The following is an 18,570-nucleotide window of genomic DNA, read 5'->3' on the forward strand; positions in this document are numbered from 1 at the left end:
CGCTGTCGAAGCACCTCCTGACCGGCGAACTGGAACCGCACAAGACCACCCTGCGGCAGGACCCCGACCTCCAACGGCTGCGGATGAACCTGAAACTGGGCTGCCGCGCAACCCACCTGGACCCGGCAGCCCGCACCGTCACACTGGCCGACGGGGACCGGCTGGACTACGACGGCCTGATCATCGCCACCGGACTGCGCCCCCGCCACCTGCCCTTCGGCCACGACCTGGCCGGCGTGCACGTGCTGCGCACCCTCGACGAAGCGCTGTCGCTGCGCGCACAGTTGCCGTCCGGTCCCCGCGTGGTCGTGATCGGCGCCGGATTCCTCGGCACCGAAATCGCCGCCACCACCCGCAGCCTCGGCCTGGACGTCACTCTCGTCGACGTCGAAACCACCCCGCTGGCCAGGCAACTCGGCACCCAAGTGGGCAGCCTGGTCGCCGAGTTGCACCACGAACACGGAGTCCACCTGCGCATGAGCCGCAGCGTCACCGGCCTGCTCGGCACGGCGGGCCGGGTCTGTGCGGTGGAACTCGACGACGGCACCTCGCTCCCCGCCGACCTGGTCGTGGTCGCCATCGGCTCGGTCCCGGCCGTCGACTGGCTGGCCGACTCCGGGCTCCCCCTGGGAGACGGGGTGCTCTGCGACAGCACCTGCCAGGTCGCACCCGGGATCTATGCGGCCGGCGACGTCGCCAACTGGCCACACCCCCTCACCGGCGCGCGGACCCGGCTGGAGCAGCGCCTCAACGCCACCCGACAAGCCATCACCGCCGCCCGAAACCTCCTCGCCGGGCCCACGGGAGCCACGCCGTACGCGCCGGTCCCGTTCGGGTGGACCGACCAGTTCAACACCAAGATCCAGTTCCACGGCTGGTGCCCCCCGGACGCACGCATCGAATACGTCGACGGTGACCCGCAGGCACGCAAGTTCGTCGCGCTCTACCACGCAGGAGGTCGGATCGTAGGCGCTCTCGGCTGGAACAGCCCACGCACCCTGCACACCTACCACGACCACATCACCGCACCCGTCACCGCCTGACCCAGCTCGCAGACCGCGCACCCCACGCACGCATCGGCAGCTCACACTCGCTCACGTATCCGGGCGACGGATCCCCGTCGCCCGGATCGGCGCTCCAGGCCCCCTCTCCCCTTTCGGTGACGGGATTTCCTGGCCGTGTGCAACGATCGTTGCACCACGCAGCGCGGAGAGGGGACGCCCATGGCTGGCCGGGCCGGAGATCACAGCGACCGGGCGAAGAACGACCCGGACCCGGAACAGACAGGTCGGGAGTCCGGGTTGGGAACCACCGTGGCCGAGCGGGTGCGGCGCGTCGAGGGGGGCCTGTCTCCTGCCGAGCGGAAGATCGCTCGGGCGCTGACGGCCAACTACCCCGCGGCCGGGCTGGAGTCCGCGTCCGGGCTCGCCTCCCAGGCCGGGGTCAGCGCGCCCACCGTGGTGCGGTTCGTCGCCCGGCTCGGGTTCGACGGCTACCGGCACTTCCAGCAGTCACTGCGTGAAGAGGTGCAGGCGCGTCATGCCTCGCCCTTGACCTTGGCTCCGGTGATCGGCAGGGATTCGCCCACCGCCGAACTGGTCGAGGCGGCGCAGCACGTGAGCGGTGCGACGCTGGACCAGACGTTCGCCGCGCTCCCGGAGCAGGAGTTCGATCAGGCGGTCGGCCTGATCTGTGACCCGGCCAAACGCATCGCATGCTTCGGTGGCCGGTACTCCCAGCTGCTTGCTGAGTACCTCGACCTGCACCTCCGGCTGCTACGGCCGGGCACCTTCGTGCACACCGCGGCCCCGGGGCGCGATGCGGGATTCCGTCTCGACCTGAGCCGACGGGACGTGTGTGTGGTCTTCGACTTCCGCCGCTATCAGGACGACACCGTGCAGCTCGCCCGGTATGCGCACGAACGCGGGGCCAAGGTCGTGCTGTTCACCGACCCGTGGCTCTCGCCCGTGGCCGAGTTCGCCAACGTGGTGCTCCCCGCGCGGGTGGAGGCGCCCAGCCCGTTCGACAGCATTGTCGCGCCCCTGGCGCTCGTGGAGACCCTGGTCGCCGCCGTGCATGCCCGTCTGGGCCCGGCGGCCGAGGAGCGGATGCGAGCCGCGGAGGAAGCGTGGGGCGGGGAGGCCGGCACACCTTCCTGAAAATTTCATTTCAACGCCGCTATTGACGCACTTCTTGTAACGAAGCTTTCATGAGGGTGTCTCGGGCCACAACCGTGCGGCCCCTTCTGCTCGGGAGTGCGTCGTGCCCGATCATCCTCAAACCTCACGCAAACTGCGGCTGTGGGAAGCGCTGGCCCTCTCCGTCGGCCTCATGGGCCCCACGCTCGCCATGGGTCTCAACGGGGCCGGTGTCGCGGCCACCGTGGGCAAGGCCGTACCGCTGGTCTTCCTGCTCGGCTTGCTCGGCGTCGGCCTCGTGGGCTACGGCTTCTGGCGGCTGACCCAGCACTTCCACCACGCCGGCTCCGTCTACGCCCTGGCCGGCGCAACCATCGGTCCCCGCGCGGGCTTCTTCGGCGGCTTCGCGCTGCTTGGCACCTATCTCGCCTTCCTCATGTGCACCCTGGCCGGGACCGGTGTCTTCGCCCATGCGTTTCTGCACGCCCTGGGCGTGACGTCCACCGGTCCGTGGGTGGCTGTCGCGGTCGTCGCCGCCCTGGGCGTCACCCTGCTCAACTCGCGTGACACCCGGCTCACCGCCCGCACCCTGCTGATCGCCGAAGGCATCGGCATAGGGGCCATGCTGGTCCTTGCCCTCGTCGTCATCGGGCGCACCGGCACCGGAACAGCGCCTCGCCACCAGTCCTTCGACTTGTCGGTCTTCGCCCCCGGCACTGCCAGCTACGGCGCGATCATGACCGCGACCGTCTTCGCCTTCCTGTCCTGGGCCGGCTTCGAGGCGTGCGCATCGCTGGGCGAGGAGACCGACGACCCCAAGCGCAACATCCCGCGAGCCCTGGCCGGCAGCGTGCTGCTCACCGGTGTCCTGTACGTCCTGATGACGTTCGTCCAAACCATCGGGTTCGGTACCGACGACAAGGGTGTGCGTGCGTTCGCCGGGGCGGAATCGGCTTTGGTGACGCTCTCCGGCAGTTACATCGGCACCTGGTTCTCACTTGTCGTCGCCTTCACCGCGGTCGCCTCCGCCTTCGCCGCCGCCCTGTCCTCGTCCGCCGCCGCTGCCCGCATGGTCTCCGCTCTCGCCCGCGACGGCTTCGGCCCGGCCGCGCTCGCCCGCACCGACCCTGCCACCGGCTCCCCCGTCAGGGCCCTGTGGCTGTGCGGGGCCGTGGCCGCCGCGCTCACGGCCGTCATGTACGGCCTGGGCACCACCGCCTTCGACACCTACTACTGGTACGCGACCATCGGTGTGCTGTGCGTCCTGGTGGTCTACGCCGTAGCCGGTGTCGGCGTGATCGTCTTCACCCTCTCCCGCCGTGGCAACATCCCCCGCCACGAACTGGTTATCCCGCTCGCCAGTCTCGGCTACCTCTGCTTCGTCTTCTACCGACAGTCCACCGGCCAGAGCGCGCCCTACAGCTACTTCCCCTGGATCGCCGCCGCCTGGTGCACCACCGGCCTGGCCGTCGTCCTGCTCGCCCCCGCTCTGGCCGCGCGCATCGGTGCCCGTCTCACCAGTGAACTGAACGGGGGGCAGGGCGACCGCCAGCAGCAGAGCCCCGAACCGCCCGCCGTCGACGCCTTGAAGGTGACCCCATGACTCCACGCACCGACGACTATGCCACCGTCTTCGTCGCCACCTGCGACCTGGCCGGCCAGGTACGGGGGCGGTCCGTGCCGCCCTCCGAACACGACTCGGTCCTGCGCAGCGGCACCGGCTGGGTTCCTGTGAACCTCGCGATCTCCTCTTTCGGGCCGATCGCTCCCGACAACGTCTTCGGGTCCCGCGGCGACCTGCGGCTGGTCCCCGACGCCGGCACCGCCATCGGCATCCCGGCCGACGACACCGCTGCGGGGATGCTGCTCTACCTTGCCGACCAGAGGCTGCCGAACGGGCAGCCCTGGGCCTGCTGCCCGCGCACCTTCCTGCGGGACGCCCTCTCCGAGCTGCGCGAACGCACCGGACTGGAGGTCGTCGCCGCCTTCGAACACGAGTTCGTGCTGGGCAACCTCCCCGAGAGCGCTCCGTTCTCCCTGCGGCGCTTCCGGGACGCCGAACCCTTCGGAACCGATCTGGTCAGGCTGCTGGAACACACCGGGCTCGAACCGGAGACATGGATTCCCGAGTACGGCGACGGCCAGTTCGAGGTCACCCTGCGCCCCGCCCCCGCCGCGGTCGCGGCCGACCGGGCCGTCCTCCTCAAGGAACTCGTCCGCGACCTGGCCCGCCGCCGTGGTCTGCCCGTCACCTTCGCCCCGCTTCTGGACACCGGCGGGGTGGGCAACGGCGTCCACCTCCACCTGAGTCTGCGCGACGCCGACGGACGCCCCGCACTCCACGACCCGCAGCGCCCCGGTCAGCTCTCCGCCCTCGGTGCCCGCTTCAGTGCCGGTGTCCTGGCCCATGCCCCGGCCCTCACCGCCCTGACCGCACCGAGCCCGGTGTCCTTCCTGCGCCTGACGCCGAACCGGTGGAGCGCGGGCGGGGCGTTCCTGGCCGAGCGCAACCGCGAGGCGCTGCTGCGCATCTGCCCCATCACCGAGCTCGGTGGCGCGGGCCCCGCCGCCCAGTTCAACCTCGAATACCGCGCCGCCGACGCCACGGCCAACCCTTGGCTCGCCCTGGCCGTCCTGGTCCGCGCCGGGCTGGCCGGCCTCACGGGGGACTACGACGAGCCCACCGTGTGGCCCGAGGACACCGACCAGTCCGTGCTCGCGCTGGCGCCGCCCCTGCCCACCACGCTCGACGAGGCCCTGGAAGCCCTGGAGAAGGACGACATCGTCCGGTCCTGGTTCGATCCACGGCTGCTCGCCACCCAGCTCTCGGTCAAGCGCTCCGAACTCGCTCAGCTCGACGGGCTGGACGACGCCGCACGCATTCGAAAGGTCCGAAGTGTCTACTGAACGACTCCTGGCGGAGATCGACCGGATCCCCCTGGTGGACCACCACGTCCATGGTGCCCTCCGCCACGACGCCGACCGCTCCGCCCTGGAGCAGCTGATCACCGAGTCCGACCGCCCCATCCCACCGTGGATGACCCAGTTCGACTCGCAGCTCGGCTTCGCCGTCCGCCGCTGGTGCGCCCCGGTCCTCGGCCTCGCACCGCACGCCGACCCCGAGACGTACCTGGCCCGGCGCACCGAACTCGGCACCGACGAGGTCAATCGCAGACTGCTCGGCGCCTCCGGCATCGGCCACTACCTGCTGGAGACCGGCTACAAGGGGGAGGACATCCTCGACCCCCAGGGCATGGCGGCCGCCTCCGGACGCCCTGTCGACGAGGTGGTGCGCCTGGAGGCCGTACTGGAGGACGTGGTGCGCGCCGGGGTCACCGCCGCCGAACTCCCCGACCGGTTCAGGGAAACCCTGGCCGCCCGCACGGCCACCGCGGTCGGCCTCAAGAGCATCGTCGCCTACCGCCACGGCTTCGACTTCGAGCCCGGCCGCCCCCGCGACCACGAGGTGACCGCCGCGGCCGGCGCCTGGCTCGCCGAGTGCGCCGCCACCGGCACCGTCCGCGTCAGCCATCCGGTGCTGCTGCGCTTCGCCCTGTGGTGCGGTGTCGACCGGGGTCTGCCGATCCAGCTGCACGCCGGCTACGGCGACCCGGACGTCGAACTCCACCGATGCGACCCGCTGTTGCTCACCCGGTTCATCAAGAACGTGGAAGCGTACGGCACCGACCTGCTGCTGTTGCACTGCTACCCCTTCCAGCGCAACGCGGGCTACCTCGCCCAGGTTTTCCCGCACGTCTACTTCGATGTCGGCCTCGGCATCAACTACACCGGCACGCGCTCCGACGCCGTCATCGCCGAATCACTGGAACTCGCCCCCTTCGCCAAGATCCTCTTCTCCTCCGACGCCTGGGGGCCGCCGGAACTGCACCATCTCGGCGCCCTGTTGTGGCGCCGCGGCATGGCCCGGACCCTCGGGGCATGGACCGACAGCGGCGAGTGGGACGTCGGTGAAGCCCTCAAAGTGGTGAGCATGATCGGCCACGACAACGCCCGCCGCGTCTACCGGCTGGAGGACCGGGCATGACCGTCCGCCACCTGACCGCGCTGGCCGCCGCGCTCGAAGAGGAGCTGCCGGCCGCTACCGCACTACGCCACCGCATCCACGCCCGTCCCTGCCTTTCGGGTGCCGAGTCCCCCACCCGCGATCTCGTGCTCGCCGCACTGCCCGCCGGCTCCACCACCAAGGTCGCCGACACCGGCGCCACCGTCCGGATCGGCGGACCGGGCCCCGCGGTCGCCGTCCGTGCCGAACTCGACGCCCTTGCGGTGGAGGAGAAGACCGGCGCGGCATGGACCTCCGAACACCCCGGCCTCATGCATGCCTGCGGCCACGACGTGCATCTGGCCGCGCTCACCGCCCTTGCCCGGGCCGTCGGCCGGATCGGCGGCCCGGCCCCGCTGCTGGCCGTACTTCAGCCGAGGGAGGAGAACTACCCCTCCGGTGCCCAGGACCTCGTCGAGGACGGCATCCTCGACCGGGAACAGTGCCGGGCGGTGATCGGGGCGCACGTGCAGCCGCTGCTGCCGACCGGCACCGTCGCCTGCACCCCCGGTGGCGTCAACGCCTCGGCCGACGAGTTCACGGTCACGGTGCACGGACGCAGTGGCCACGCCGCCTATCCGCACCTCACCCGCGACCCCGTCGTCGCCCTGGCCCATGTCGTCGTCGCCCTGCAGAGCCTGGTCAGCCGTGGCACTGACCCCATGTCCCATGTCGTACTCAGCGTCAGCACCCTCGCGGCCGGCACCGCCGCCAACGTCATACCCGGTACCGCAGAAGCCGGTGGCACACTGCGCGCGCTGGGCAGCGACGACCGCGAGATCCTGCACGCCCGGCTGGCCGAGGTGGCCGGACTGGTGGCGCAGGCCCACGGCTGCGCCGCGCGGGTGGACATCACCCGCGGCGAGCCCGTGCTCGACAACGACGCGGTGCTGACGGCCGCCACCAGGCCACTGCTCGGCTCGCTCGGCCTGAGCGTCGATGACGACCTGCGGTCCGCCGGCTCGGACGACTTCTCCTTCTTCTGCGCGCAACTGCCGTCGCTGATGCTGTTCGTGGGCACCCACGGCGGCACGGAACAGCTGCACTCACCCACGTTCCTGCCGCCCGACGAGCGGATCCGGGACGTCGCCCACGCCATGCTCGCCGGCTATCTGGCCGCTGCTGAACGGAACACCTGAACCACCCCGGCGCCCCGCGCCCTTCGCTTCCCAAGGACCGCACCATGACCACCACCGACACCCACGGCACGCCCCGCCCCGGCTCGGCGACCCAGCTCCATGTGTCCCTGGCCGAGACGGCCACCGCCCACAACTACCAGCCCTTGCCCGTGGTGCTGGCCTCAGGCCAGGGCTCCTGGGTCACCGACGTCGAGGGGCGTCGCTACCTGGACTGCCTGGCCGGATACTCGGCCCTCAACTTCGGCCACGGCCACCCCCGGCTGATCGCCGCGGCCCAGGCGCAGCTGGCGCGCCTCACCCTGACCAGCCGGGCGTTCCACAACGACCGCCTCGGTCCCTTCTGCCGAGACCTCGCCGAACTCGCCGGCATGGACCTCGTGCTGCCGATGAACACCGGCGCCGAGGCGGTCGAGACCGCGATCAAGGTTGCCCGCAAATGGGGTTGCGAGCGCAAGGGAGTCGCCCCGGACCGCGCCACCGTCATCGTCGCCGACGGCAACTTCCACGGGCGCACCACCACGATCGTCAGCTTCTCCACCGACCCTGTCGCCCGCGAGGGCTTCGGCCCCTTCACCCCCGGCTTCCGCAGCGTCCCCTACGGCGACAGCGCGGCGCTGGCGGCCGCGATCGACGAGAACACCGTGGCCGTGCTCCTCGAACCCATCCAGGGCGAAGCCGGCGTGCTCATCCCCCCGCCGGGCTACCTCCAGGCCGTGCGGGACATGTGCACCCACGAGAACGTGCTGTTCATCGCGGACGAGATCCAGTCCGGACTCGGCCGTACCGGCACCACCTTCGCCTGCGACGCCGAGGAAGTCACCCCCGACGTCTATGTCCTGGGCAAAGCGCTCGGCGGCGGCATCGTGCCGGTCTCCGCCGTGGTCTCCCGCCACGACGTGCTCGATGTCATCCGCCCCGGCAGCCACGGCTCCACCTTCGGCGGCAACCCGCTGGCCGCCGCCGTCGGCCATGCCGTGGTCAAGCTGCTGCGCGGCGGCGAGTACCAGGAACGCGCCGCCGAACTGGGCGAGCAGCTGCGCGGCCGGCTCGAAGAGCTCGTCGGGCGTGGCGCGGTCGCCGTCAGGTCCCGCGGCCTGTGGGCCGGTATCGACCTCGACCCCGCACTGATGACGGGACGCCACGCCTGTATGCGTCTCCTGGACCGCGGCGTGCTCGCCAAGGACACCCACGGCTCCACCATCCGGCTCGCCCCTCCGCTGGTCATCGAGCCCGACGAACTGGACTGGATGTGCGATGAGTTGAGTTCCGTCCTGGCCCGGTCCGGCGGCTGAGATCCGCCGTCACAGGGAGTCGGGGTCCGAGGGGCGTCCTCAAGCCGAGCACGATGAGTGAATCAATCCTGACGCATGACGAGCCCACACTAGCACTATCTGGAGTTGCCAACTCCAGATAGTGCTAGTGTGGGCTCATGGACGGAACGGATTCATCCGCGCCCCGTGGCGCACGGCGCCTGAGACGCGACGCCGAGGCCAACCGGCAGCGCACGCTCCGGGCCGCTCGGGAGGTGTTCGCCGAACGGGGACTGGGGGTGAACCTCGATGACATCGCTCGCCATGCCGGTGTCGGAGTGGCGACTTCCTACCGGCTGTTCGGCAACAAACAAGCCCTGATCAACGAGCTGTTCGAAGAGCGTGTCGATGCCTTGGTGGTGTTCGCCGAACAGGCTCTGACGCACGACGACCCGTGGGAGGGGTTCGTCAGCCTGCTGACCGTGACGTTGGAGCAGATGGCAGCCGATCGTGGGCTGCGGGAAGTGGTGTTCTCCGAGGTCGGGGGCCGCCCCCTGGTGGCGCAGGCGCGCCGCAAGTTCGTGCCCGCAGCCGACGCGGTCATGCGTCGCGCCCAGGACGCCGGCCTGCTGCGTGCGGACTTGGCGACGACCGACCTGCCCCTGATCTTCTACATGGTGAGCTGCGCGATTCAGCACGCCCAACCGGTCTCAAGCGCAGTGTGGAGGCGCTACCTGACGATCGTCCTGGACGGTCTGCGCGTCCGTCCTGGGCTGACGGACATGCCGGTGGGCGCCCTCACGGCCGCCGAGGAAGAGCAGGTTGCCGGCTTGAACCCCTCCCGTTCCTGAGCGTTCTCGTAAACCCCGGGGTGCTCCTCGCGGGTCCCGATGTCCCGCCCTTCGCTGAGGCCGGGATCTGCGCGTGGCCGTGACCGCACCGGTGTGAGCCACCGCGTGTGGTCAAGGCCCTCTGCTGTCATGCCTTCGTACAGCGGGCTGGCGTGCCGCGCCTGACGGCTGGACATCGCACACACGAAAGATCTTCACACGCCGTGGCTGTGCTGCGGCGTTCGATCAGTCGCATTCATCAAAGGAGAGTGTCATGGCTGACGCTGGACCCGATGCCGACACCGACCCCGACGCGGCGGCTGACTCCGCCGCCATCGTGCCCTTCGTGCTCCAGATTCCCGAAGAGCAACTCCAGGACCTGCGTGACAGGTTAAGCCGTGTTCGGCTGCCCGAGGCGGAGACGGTGACGGACTGGGCGCAGGGAATCCCGCGCTCCTATGTGGCGGAGCTGTGCCGGTACTGGAATGAGGACTACGACTGGCGTCGGTTGGAGGCCGAGCTGAACGGCCGTGGCCAGTGGCGTACCACGATCGACGGGCTGGGGATTCACTTCCTGCATGTGCGCTCGGACCGGCCGGACGCCCGCCCGCTGCTGATCACTCACGGTTGGCCGGGTTCGGTGGTGGAGTTCCTCGACATCCTTGACGACCTGGTCGACCCGCCGGCCGGCTCGCCCGCCTTTCACGTCGTCGCGCCCTCGCTGCCGGGCTTCGCCTTCTCCGACAAGCCCGACGGGACGGGCTGGGGCGTGGAACGCATCGCCGACGCATGGGCTGAATTGATGTCCCGGCTCGGGTACGAGCGCTTCCTCGCCCAGGGCGGGGACTGGGGCGCCTTCGTCACCACGACGCTCGCGGTCCGTCATCCCCACCGCGTCGAGGCGATGCACACCACGATGCCGCCCGCCCAACAACCACCCGGCTCCACCATGGACGACCTCAGCGACGCCGAGCGCGCCGTGCTGGGGAAAGCGCGGCAGGTGGCCGAGGGCGAGTCGGGCTACATGAGGCAGCAGTCCACCCGCCCCCAGACACTCGGCTACGGGCTGGTCGACTCACCCGCCGGGCAACTGGCCTGGATCGTGGAGAAGTTCCACGGCTGGACCGACTGCGACGGGCACCCGGAGAACGCCGTGTCCCGGCAGCGGCTGCTCGACAACGTCTCGCTGTACTGGTTCGGCGCCTGCGGCGCATCATCGGCCCGGCTGTACTGGGAGAGCCTGGCGACCATGGATCTCACCGCGCCGGTGACCGTGCCCTCAGCGGTCTCGGTGTTCCCCAAGGAGCCCTTCCGGCGGCCCCGTTCCTGGGTCCAGGCACGCTTCAGGGATCTGCGCTACTGGAACGACCTGAACAAGGGCGGGCACTTCCCCTCCCTGGAGGTGCCCCAGGCATTCGTGGGAGAGCTGCGGGCCGCGCTGGGTGCGGCAGGCTCCCCACCTTCGCAAAGCAACCACGGAAAGGACGAAGTCCGTTGAATCCGACAGCACTTGAGGTCGACTACCTGATCGTCGGGGCCGGGGCCATGGGCATGGCCTTCGCCGACACCCTCGTCGCCGAAACCGACGCGACGGTGGCCATCGTCGACCGCTACGACCAGCCCGGCGGCCACTGGACCGTCGCCTACCCCTTCGTACGCCTGCACCAGCCCTCGGCCTTCTACGGCGTCAACTCCCGCAAGCTGGGCAGCGGCACGATAGACCAGGACGGCTGGAACGCCGGACTGCACGAGCTGGCCTCTGCCAGCGAGATCCTGGCCTACTTCGACCAGGTGATGCGCAAGACCTTCCTGCCGACCGGACGGGTTTCCTACTTCCCCAAGTCGTTCTACGACGGCCCGGACCCGCAGCGGCCCGACGTCCAGCGCTTCCACTCCATCGTCAGCGGGGCCCGCTTCGAGGTCACCGTCAAACGGCGGACCGTGGACGCCACCTACATGAACGTCACCGTGCCTGCCATGGTGCCACCCGCCTACGAGGTCGCTCCCGGCGTCCGGCTGATCACCCCCAACCAACTGCCCGCCCTGCACGACCAGCCGTCCCACTACACCGTCGTCGGGGCGGGAAAGACAGGCATCGACGCCTGCCTGTGGCTGCTCAGCCGCGGCACCGATCCGTCCGACATCACCTGGATCATGCCCCGCGACTCCTGGCTGCTCGACCGCGCCCACTGGCAGCCCGGGAATCTCGGCGGCGAAGCGGACGGGGCCCGCCTCAAGGCCGTGGCCGACGCGCACACCGTCCAAGACCTGTTCACACGGCTGGAGGACGGCGGCGTGCTGCTGCGGCTGTCGTCCGGCGTCGAGCCGACTGCCTTCCGCTGCGCGACCGTCGCCCGCGCCGAACTCGACCAGCTACGCCGCATCGACGACATCGTCCGCCACGGCAGGATCAAGCGCATCAGCGAGAACGCAATCGAACTCGACCAGGCCACCCTTCCCGCGCAGGCGGGAACCCTCTACATCGACTGCACCGCCGACGGCCTGGAGCGGCGGCCGACGGTGCCGGTGTTCGACCAAACGCGCATCACCTTGCAGGCGGTCGTTCCCTGCCAGCAGGTCTTCAGCGCCGCACTCACCGCCCACGTCGAGGCGGCCTACGCCGACGACGACACCAAGAACGCACTGTGCGCACCCGCGCAGCACCCCAACTCCGCCGTGGACTGGCTCCAGTTCTTCAGCGATGTCCAAGGGCGGCTCGGGCAATGGACCGCCGACCCCGCACTCGCCGAATGGCTCAGTACCTGCCGTCTCATGGGCCGGCGGATCCCCGAGCTCTCACCCGAGCAGCGCACCGAACTCCTGCCCATGTTCCAGGCGCAGAAGCTGAAGCTGGAGGAGCTCCGCCAGCAAGCAGACGCAGTCGCGGCGGTCAACTGACCGTCCCTGCGACCCACGCGCCGACCACGCTGACGACTCCAAGCACGGCAGGTGTGAGGCACGAGCGGACCGGCCGAATGCCTTGAGCGTGAATCACCAACTGAGCGTCAAGTGACGTGCGGTCGCGTGAAGTCCGCCAACCGCAGCTGCCGGACCGGCACTTCACGTACCGACGCGTTCTCGTACCGGGTCGACGCCCTAGGTATCTTGCCTGTGCGTCGAGCGCTGCCCGCCTTCCGTACCACCATGTCCGGAAGGGCACGAAGGGCGGGCAGCACAGACTGCTCGAAGATCGAAAGAATCCCGAAGAGGATCACTACTGAGCGTAGCCATCGCTTAAGGTGGATGAGTTGGGAGGATCCGTTTCTGCTTTCCCGGTATCAAGCTCCCGGGCTCGCAGGACGGTGAGGCAGGCGTGGGCGGCCAGGACCAGGGTCATGTGGCGGTGCCAGCCGGGGTAGCGGCGGACCGGGTAGTCGTCCAGGCCGCATTCCTGTTTCGCGCTCTGGAAGCATTCCTCGATCGCCCACCGGCTGCCCGCGACGCGGATCAGGTCGTCAAGCGTGGTCTCGGCGGGGCAGTAGGCGATGTAGTAGGATAGCTCATCCGGCCGGCTGACGCTGCGGCGGGCGATCACCCAGTGGCGGCGGTCGGGACGGTGCCAGGGCCGCACCTCGACCCGAGCCCAGTCGAAAGCGCGCTGACCATGAGCCCCTGAACTGGCCATCAGTCATGGCAAGCACCGTTGCAGTACTAGCCCGCGTGATCGTCGAACGACGGCCGTGCGGTGAGGAGTTCGCTGAGGTCGGCGCCCGGTGCGTACTCGACCGGTGCGGTGCCGCGGCGGAACAGTCGGGCGCCGGTGGCCAGTCCGTGCAGCGTCAGGCGGTCGTCGGTGCGCTGGAGCCAGGTGCCCTCGCGCAGGCCGAGGACGGGGACGTCGTTCTCCTCCAGGAACTGGGTGAGCCGTTCCTCGCGGGTCTCGCCCATGTGGGCGCTGGCCGGGTCCGGGTCCAGGTAGTGCGGGTTGATCTGGAAGGGGACGAGATCGAGCGCGGCGAACGAGGGGGGCTGGACGATCGGCATGTCGTTGGTGGTGCGCAGCGTCGGGCAGGCCATGTTGGTGCCGGCGCTGGAACCCATGTAGGGCATGCCGGCGCGCACCCGCCCGGCGAGGGCGTCCACCAGGCCGCGCTCGTGCAGCGTCTTGAGCAGGCGGAAGCTGTTGCCGCCGCCGGTGAACACCGCCTGCGCGGCGGCGACGAGGTCGCGCGGGTCGGCCGCGGTGTGCGCACCGCGGACCCGGATGCCCAGCTCAGCGAAGAAGTCCGCGGCCTTGGCGGTGTAGCCGTCGTGGTCGGCCAGCGCGTAGGGGACGAAGAGGAGTTCCGACACGCCGGCGAGGTGCGCGGCGACGGCCTCGCGGGCGTGTTCGAGGTAACCGCGGCCGGGCGCCGAGGAGTTGGAGAGCAGCAGCAGTCGCGTGGTGGGCATGGGCGGTGCCTTTCGCAGGGGGTGGGGCGGTTCGCGGGTGAGTGGTGGGTCAGTCGGTGCCGGGGGTCGGCTTGCCGGCCGCGGGCGTGCGGCGGCCGGTTGCCGCGCGCGGCGGCCGGCGCGGGGTGAGGAGTTCGGCGAGCTGTCCGGCGGCCTCGCGCAGCGGGGCGAGCAGTTCCTCGCGCGGGCCGTCGAGCCGGTCGTGCGGGCCGACCAGGCTGAGCGAGCCGACCGGCTGGCCCCGCACGACGACCGGGACGGCCAGTCCGGCGGTCGCCGGGTCGTACTCGCCCTGGGAGTAGGCGTGGCCGTCCTGCGGCACCCGGGACATCCGCTGTTCCAGTTCGACCTCGTCGGTGACGGTCAGGGTGCTGAACCTGGCCATCGGGCGGCCGTAGAGCAGCGCGGCCCGGGCGCCCGGGGTGAGCATGCCGAAGTAGGCGCGGGAGGTGGCGCCGGCGTGCGCCGGATACAGCTCGTCGGCCAGGCGGTAGGCGCGCAGTGGACCGGCCGCGCCGTCGGCGGACTCCACGCAGCGCATGTGGACGCCGTCCGGCACGGCGAACAGGGCGGTGACGCCGGCCGCGGCGGCGAGTTCGCGCAACGCGGGGCGCACCAGCCCGGCCATGCCGCTGTGCCGTTCCCAGGCGGTGGCCATGTGCCAGACCGCGGGGCCCAGGCGGTAGCGGCGGGTGACCGGGTCGGACACCAGGAAGCCGCGGTGGGCGAGCGACGCCAGCAGCCGCTGCGACACCGACTTGTCCCAGCCGAATTCGGCGGCGAGGTCGGTCACCCCCCATTCCTCCCGGTCGTGGGAGAAGGCGAGCAGGACCTGGAGCACGCGGTCGGCGGTCTGGAGCGGAGCGCCTCGTTCGGTAGTCACGTCGGCAGCCTATACCGTCATCTGATACTTCTTCCCGTATATAGAGAAAGGGTTGCTGACTTGGATATGGCCGGCGCAACCTGAGCGAAATCGCGCACCGCACCACCTCGCACCAGGGAGCCACCGTGCTCAAGCACGTACTCGACGTCCTCGAACTCCTCGACCGCCCGCAGACCGACGGGCAGCTCCTCGCCGCGCACCTGCGCGGCGTGCTCGACGGCGCCGTCCGGGAGGCCGCCGGCACCCCGGCCGCGACCGCCGTCCGGTCGGACGCGGTGGAGATCACCGTCACCCGGGTCGAAGGGGCCAAGGGCGGGACCGACTTCGTCAAGGTCGTCGTGCCGGGCGCCGACGGGGCCCGGGCCGGCGGCAGCGCCCCGACGCTGGGCGTGCTCGGCCGGCTCGGCGGCGTCGGGGCCCGGCCCGAACGCACCGGTCTGGTCTCCGACGCGGACGGCGCCGTCGCCGCGCTCGCCACCGCTGCCAAGCTGCTCGACATGTACGGGCGCGGCGACGTGCTGCGCGGCGACGTCATCGTCAGCACCCACGTCTGCCCGGACGCGCCGACCCGGCCGCACGACCCGGTGCCCTTCATGGACTCCCCCGTGTCGATCCTTGATTGCAACCGCGCCGAGATCGACCCGGCCATGGACGCGGTCGTCTCGATCGACACCACGAAGGGCAACCGGCTCCTCAACCACCGCGGCATCGCCCTGTCCCCGACGGTCAAGGAGGGGTGGATCCTGCGGGTCAGCGACGATCTGCTGGGCATCTTGGAGACCGTCACCGGCGAGGCCGCGCACGTCCTGCCGATCACCACGCAGGACATCACGCCCTACGGGAACGGCGTGCACCACATCAACTCGATCATGCAGCCCTGCGTGGCCACCGACGCCCCGGTCGTGGGCCTCGCCGTGACCGCACAGAGCGCGGTGGCCGGCTGCGCCACCGGCGCCAGCCACGAGACCGACATCGCCGCGGCCGGCCGCTTCGCGCTGGAGGCGGCCAAGGAGTTCGGCCGCGGCGCCGCGCGGTTCCACGACGCCGGGGAGTTCGCCCGGCTCGTTGAGCTCTACGGGCCCATGAACCGCCTCCAGGCGGGCGCGCCCGACGAGGACGCCGCCGCCTGACCTCCCGGGCGCGCCGCACCGGACCCGCCACGGCGTCCGGGACGGCGCGCCACACCCGCCCCCGCGGGGCCCGCCCCGCCCCACCACCCGGACGAACCGCACCGGAGCACCCATGAGCCAGACACCGCCGGCCCCGCCGGCCGACGCCCCGGAGACCCGGGCGGCCCACCCCAGAGCGTTCGAACCCGTCACGCTGATCGTGACGATCGTGCTCTCCGTCCTCGGCGCGGTCATCGGACTCGTCCTGATCACGACCCTCGGGATCGCGCCCAACACCTCCGTCATCGGCGCGCTGCTCGCCATGCTCATCGGGCGGATCTCCTTCGCCGCGCTGCGCCGGATGCGCGATCCGCACCGGCAGAACCTGGTGCAGTCCGCCGTCTCCGGCTCCACCTTCGCCGCCGCCAACTCGCTGATCACCCCGATCGCGGTGCCCTATCTGCTGGGCCGCCCCGACCTGGTGTGGCCGATGCTGGGCGGCGCGGTGATCGGCCTCGCCGTGGACAGCTGGGTGCTCTACCGGGTCTTCGACTCACGGCTGTTGCCCGCCTCGGCCGCGTGGCCGGCCGGCGTGGCGGCCGCCGAGACGATCAAGGCCGGGGACGAGGGCGGCCGCAAGGCCGGGCTGCTCGGCATCAGCGCCGTCGTCGGTTTCCTCGGCGCCCTGGTCAAGTTGCCGACCAGTGCGGCCGGCGTGGCCTTCCTCGGCAACGTCTGGGCGCTGCTGATGTTCGGGGTCGGCCTGTTGGTCGCCCAGTACGCGCCGGAGGTGCTGCACACCGACCTCGCCGCCCACTACGTGCCGCACGGCGTGATGATCGGTGCCGGGCTGGTCGCGCTGGTGCAGGCGGTCCTGTTGATGCGCGAGCGGCGCGCCGCGCGGTCCGCCCGTGAGGCGGACGAGCGGGCGGCGGCCCGTGCCGCGTCCGAGGCGGCCTACGAGGACCGCTTCGACGCCGAGACCCGGACGGTCGACGCGCGCCGGTTGCGGCGGGGCCTGCTGGAGGGGTTCGTGCTGTTCCTCGTCGGCGCCGTGGTCATCGCCCTGTTCGGTGGGGTGACCTCCGGCATGAGCGGGGCGGGCCTGGTCGGCTGGGTGTTGCTGGCCGGCGTCGCGGCCCTCGTCCACCAGCTGATCGTCGGTCTGGCCGCGATGCACTCGGGCTGGTTCCCGGCGTTCGCGGTGACCCTCATCTTCCTGATCCTCGGGCTGGTGCTGGGCATCCCGATGGTGCCGCTGGCCCTGCTCGTCGGCTACGCCGCCTCCACCGGACCGGCCTTCGCCGACGTCGGGTTCGACTTCAAGGCCGGCTGGATCCTGCGCAAGGACGCCGTGCCGTGGCGACCGTACGAGCGTGCCGGCCGCCGCCAGCAGTACCTCGCGCAGCTGGTCGGCTTCGCCGTCGCCGTGCTCGTCGTCGTGATCGCCTGGCAGCCGTTCTTCTCGGAAGGCCGGGTGCCGCCGGTCGCCAAGGTCTACGTCGGCACCATCAAGGCCGGCCTCACCGACCCGCACGCGCTGCTGATGATGGGGCTGTGGGCGATCCCGGGGGCGCTGATCCAGTTCCTCGGCGGCACGTCGCGGCAGATGGGCGTCCTGCTGGCCACCGGTCTGCTCGTCGCCACCCCGCAGGCTGGTTGGCTCGTGCTGGCCGCGCTCGCCGTGCGCTTCGGCTACACCCGCTACCGCGACCGTCGCGCCGGTCGGGACGACCTGGCCCGGGCCGACGCGCGGGCCGCCGCCGACGCCGACCTCGCGCTGGTGGGAGCCGGGTTGGTCGCCGGGAGTTCCCTGCACGACGTCAGTCAGATCTACAAGGCCCTGTGACCCGCGCCCCGCTCGGCGCCCCGGGCCCCGCGCGCCGAGCCGCGGGCCCGGGACACGGGCGGGCGCACGGGCCCGTCCGCCGACGGACCGCGGACCGGCGGAGTCCGAAGCCGACACGTGAGAGGAACGCACCAGTCATGAACGCAGCATCCGGCCCCGGCCCCGCGCCGCACGGCCCCGGCCTGGGCCTGGTCACCATCGGGCAGTCCCCGCGCACCGACCTGACCGCCGACGTCGCCCCGCTGCTGCGCGGGCTGCGGGCGATCGAGCACGGCGCCCTGGACCTCGACGAGTTCACCGGGCCGGCCGGCCCGCGGACCCGCGCCGACCTCGCGCCCGCGGCCGGCGAGGCCCCGCTCGTCACCAGGCTGCGCGACGGCGGCTCCGTCGTCCTCGGGCACGCGGCGCTGGCCCCGCGGATGCGCGACGCGGTGGCCCGCTGCGAACGGGACGGTGCCGCCGCGACGCTGCTGCTGTGCACCGGCAACTTCCCGCCGGTGCCGGCCCGGCGGCCGCTGCTGTACGCGGAGCCGCTCGTCCAACAGGCGGTCCGCGGCATCGTCGGCAGCGATCCGGTCGGGCTCGTGTGCCCGCTGTCCGACCAGCGCTCCGACGTCGAACGCCGCTGGTCGCCACTGCTGGCCGGAGCGGTCGGGGCCGCCCCCGGCAATCCCTATGCGGACGACGCCCTGCCGCAGGTCGCCGCGGCCGCACGGGAGTTGGCGCGCGGGGGAAGTCGCTGGCTGGTGCTGGACTGCATCGGCTACACCGAGGCGATGCGGCGGGCCGCGGCCGCCGCGAGCGGCCTGCCCGTGCTGTTGTCCCGCACCCTCGCGGTGCGACTGGCCACCGAAGTGGCCTGCGCCGTCCCCGGCTGACCCGGACCCGTCGCCCGGCCCGGGCCGGGCGCGGCGGCG

Annotated in this window: 15 protein-coding genes and 1 pseudogene; 13 read left to right on the plus strand and 3 right to left on the minus strand. The window is 71.3% G+C overall.

Translation table 11 applies throughout. The features are described from left to right. From ABD385_RS33680 to ABD385_RS33725, 10 genes are all read left to right on the plus strand, one after another. Positions 1-1,043 (plus strand): NAD(P)/FAD-dependent oxidoreductase (locus ABD385_RS33680; protein ID WP_344583118.1); only part of this gene is annotated, 1,043 nt, incomplete at its 5' end. Between the two features lie 180 nt (positions 1,044-1,223). Then, complete coding sequence (locus tag ABD385_RS33685) at positions 1,224-2,159, plus strand: MurR/RpiR family transcriptional regulator (protein WP_344583120.1); 936 nt, start codon at positions 1,224-1,226, stop codon at positions 2,157-2,159. 103 nt (positions 2,160-2,262) lie between these two features. Continuing rightward, positions 2,263-3,741 (plus strand): APC family permease, encoded by a 1,479-nt coding sequence (locus tag ABD385_RS33690; RefSeq protein WP_344583122.1) that lies wholly within the window; start codon positions 2,263-2,265, stop codon positions 3,739-3,741. Next, positions 3,738-5,045, plus strand: coding sequence for a type I glutamate--ammonia ligase (locus ABD385_RS33695; RefSeq protein ID WP_344583124.1), 1,308 nt, complete (start codon positions 3,738-3,740; stop codon positions 5,043-5,045). The genes ABD385_RS33690 and ABD385_RS33695 overlap by 4 nt, the downstream gene beginning before the upstream one ends. Then, the gene (locus ABD385_RS33700; RefSeq protein ID WP_344583126.1) at positions 5,035-6,183 is read left to right on the plus strand and encodes an amidohydrolase family protein; all 1,149 of its coding nucleotides are present in this window, start codon (positions 5,035-5,037) and stop codon (positions 6,181-6,183) included. Before ABD385_RS33695 ends, ABD385_RS33700 begins: the two co-directional genes overlap by 11 nt. Next, a complete protein-coding gene (locus ABD385_RS33705; protein ID WP_344583128.1) occupies positions 6,180-7,340 on the plus strand; it encodes a M20 metallopeptidase family protein in 1,161 nt (386 codons plus the stop codon). Before ABD385_RS33700 ends, ABD385_RS33705 begins: the two co-directional genes overlap by 4 nt. A 44-nt stretch (positions 7,341-7,384) precedes the next feature. Further along, positions 7,385-8,632, plus strand: a complete 1,248-nt coding sequence (gene rocD / locus ABD385_RS33710) for an ornithine--oxo-acid transaminase (protein ID WP_344583130.1) — start codon at positions 7,385-7,387, stop codon at positions 8,630-8,632. Positions 8,633-8,769: 137 nt separating this feature from the next. After that, positions 8,770-9,441: a TetR/AcrR family transcriptional regulator gene (locus tag ABD385_RS33715; RefSeq protein WP_344583132.1), complete on the plus strand. Its 672-nt coding sequence runs from the start codon at positions 8,770-8,772 to the stop codon at positions 9,439-9,441. 253 nt (positions 9,442-9,694) lie between these two features. Beyond that, positions 9,695-10,918 carry an epoxide hydrolase family protein gene (locus ABD385_RS33720; protein ID WP_344583134.1) on the plus strand — a complete coding sequence of 408 codons (1,224 nt, stop codon included), beginning with the start codon at positions 9,695-9,697 and terminating at the stop codon, positions 10,916-10,918. Beyond that, positions 10,915-12,318 (plus strand): NAD(P)-binding protein, encoded by a 1,404-nt coding sequence (locus tag ABD385_RS33725; RefSeq protein ID WP_344583136.1) that lies wholly within the window; start codon positions 10,915-10,917, stop codon positions 12,316-12,318. Before ABD385_RS33720 ends, ABD385_RS33725 begins: the two co-directional genes overlap by 4 nt. 316 nt (positions 12,319-12,634) lie before the next feature. Here the strand turns inward: ABD385_RS33725 and ABD385_RS33730 are convergent. The 3 genes and pseudogenes from ABD385_RS33730 to ABD385_RS33740 all read right to left on the minus strand — a co-directional run. Further along, positions 12,635-13,033, minus strand: a pseudogene (locus ABD385_RS33730) (IS701 family transposase); the annotation flags it as partial. A 38-nt stretch (positions 13,034-13,071) separates the two neighbouring features. Beyond that, the gene (gene pepE, locus ABD385_RS33735; RefSeq protein ID WP_344583138.1) at positions 13,072-13,812 is read right to left on the minus strand and encodes a dipeptidase PepE; all 741 of its coding nucleotides are present in this window, start codon (positions 13,810-13,812) and stop codon (positions 13,072-13,074) included. A 49-nt stretch (positions 13,813-13,861) separates the two neighbouring features. Further along, positions 13,862-14,695: an IclR family transcriptional regulator gene (locus tag ABD385_RS33740; RefSeq protein ID WP_344583140.1), complete on the minus strand. Its 834-nt coding sequence runs from the start codon at positions 14,693-14,695 to the stop codon at positions 13,862-13,864. A gap of 125 nt (positions 14,696-14,820) precedes the next feature. Here ABD385_RS33740 and ABD385_RS33745 point away from each other — a divergent pair, with 125 nt between their 5' ends. From ABD385_RS33745 to ABD385_RS33755, 3 genes are all read left to right on the plus strand, one after another. Then, a complete protein-coding gene (locus ABD385_RS33745) occupies positions 14,821-15,825 on the plus strand; it encodes a DUF1177 domain-containing protein (RefSeq protein ID WP_344583141.1) in 1,005 nt (334 codons plus the stop codon). A gap of 112 nt (positions 15,826-15,937) precedes the next feature. Then, positions 15,938-17,653: an OPT/YSL family transporter gene (locus tag ABD385_RS33750; RefSeq protein WP_344583142.1), complete on the plus strand. Its 1,716-nt coding sequence runs from the start codon at positions 15,938-15,940 to the stop codon at positions 17,651-17,653. Positions 17,654-17,790: 137 nt separating this feature from the next. Next, positions 17,791-18,531: an AroM family protein gene (locus tag ABD385_RS33755; RefSeq protein ID WP_344583143.1), complete on the plus strand. Its 741-nt coding sequence runs from the start codon at positions 17,791-17,793 to the stop codon at positions 18,529-18,531. Positions 18,532-18,570: the final 39 nt, after the last annotated feature.

It is taken from the genome of Streptomyces lunalinharesii (genome assembly GCF_039532155.1).
Lineage (GTDB): Bacteria > Actinomycetota > Actinomycetes > Streptomycetales > Streptomycetaceae > Streptomyces > Streptomyces lunalinharesii.

Bases quoted from the DNA above. Each gene is read 5' to 3' on its own strand.
- ABD385_RS33715 (WP_344583132.1), top strand. From the start codon at position 8,770: ATGGACGGAACGGATTCATCCGCGCCCCGTGGCGCACGGCGCCTGAGA.
- ABD385_RS33755 (WP_344583143.1), top strand. From the start codon at position 17,791: ATGAACGCAGCATCCGGCCCCGGCCCCGCGCCGCACGGCCCCGGCCTG.
- pepE (WP_344583138.1), bottom strand. From the start codon at position 13,812: ATGCCCACCACGCGACTGCTGCTGCTCTCCAACTCCTCGGCGCCCGGC.
- ABD385_RS33750 (WP_344583142.1), top strand. From the start codon at position 15,938: ATGAGCCAGACACCGCCGGCCCCGCCGGCCGACGCCCCGGAGACCCGG.
- ABD385_RS33720 (WP_344583134.1), top strand. From the start codon at position 9,695: ATGGCTGACGCTGGACCCGATGCCGACACCGACCCCGACGCGGCGGCT.
- ABD385_RS33705 (WP_344583128.1), top strand. From the start codon at position 6,180: ATGACCGTCCGCCACCTGACCGCGCTGGCCGCCGCGCTCGAAGAGGAG.
- rocD (WP_344583130.1), top strand. From the start codon at position 7,385: ATGACCACCACCGACACCCACGGCACGCCCCGCCCCGGCTCGGCGACC.
- ABD385_RS33685 (WP_344583120.1), top strand. From the start codon at position 1,224: ATGGCTGGCCGGGCCGGAGATCACAGCGACCGGGCGAAGAACGACCCG.
- ABD385_RS33695 (WP_344583124.1), top strand. From the start codon at position 3,738: ATGACTCCACGCACCGACGACTATGCCACCGTCTTCGTCGCCACCTGC.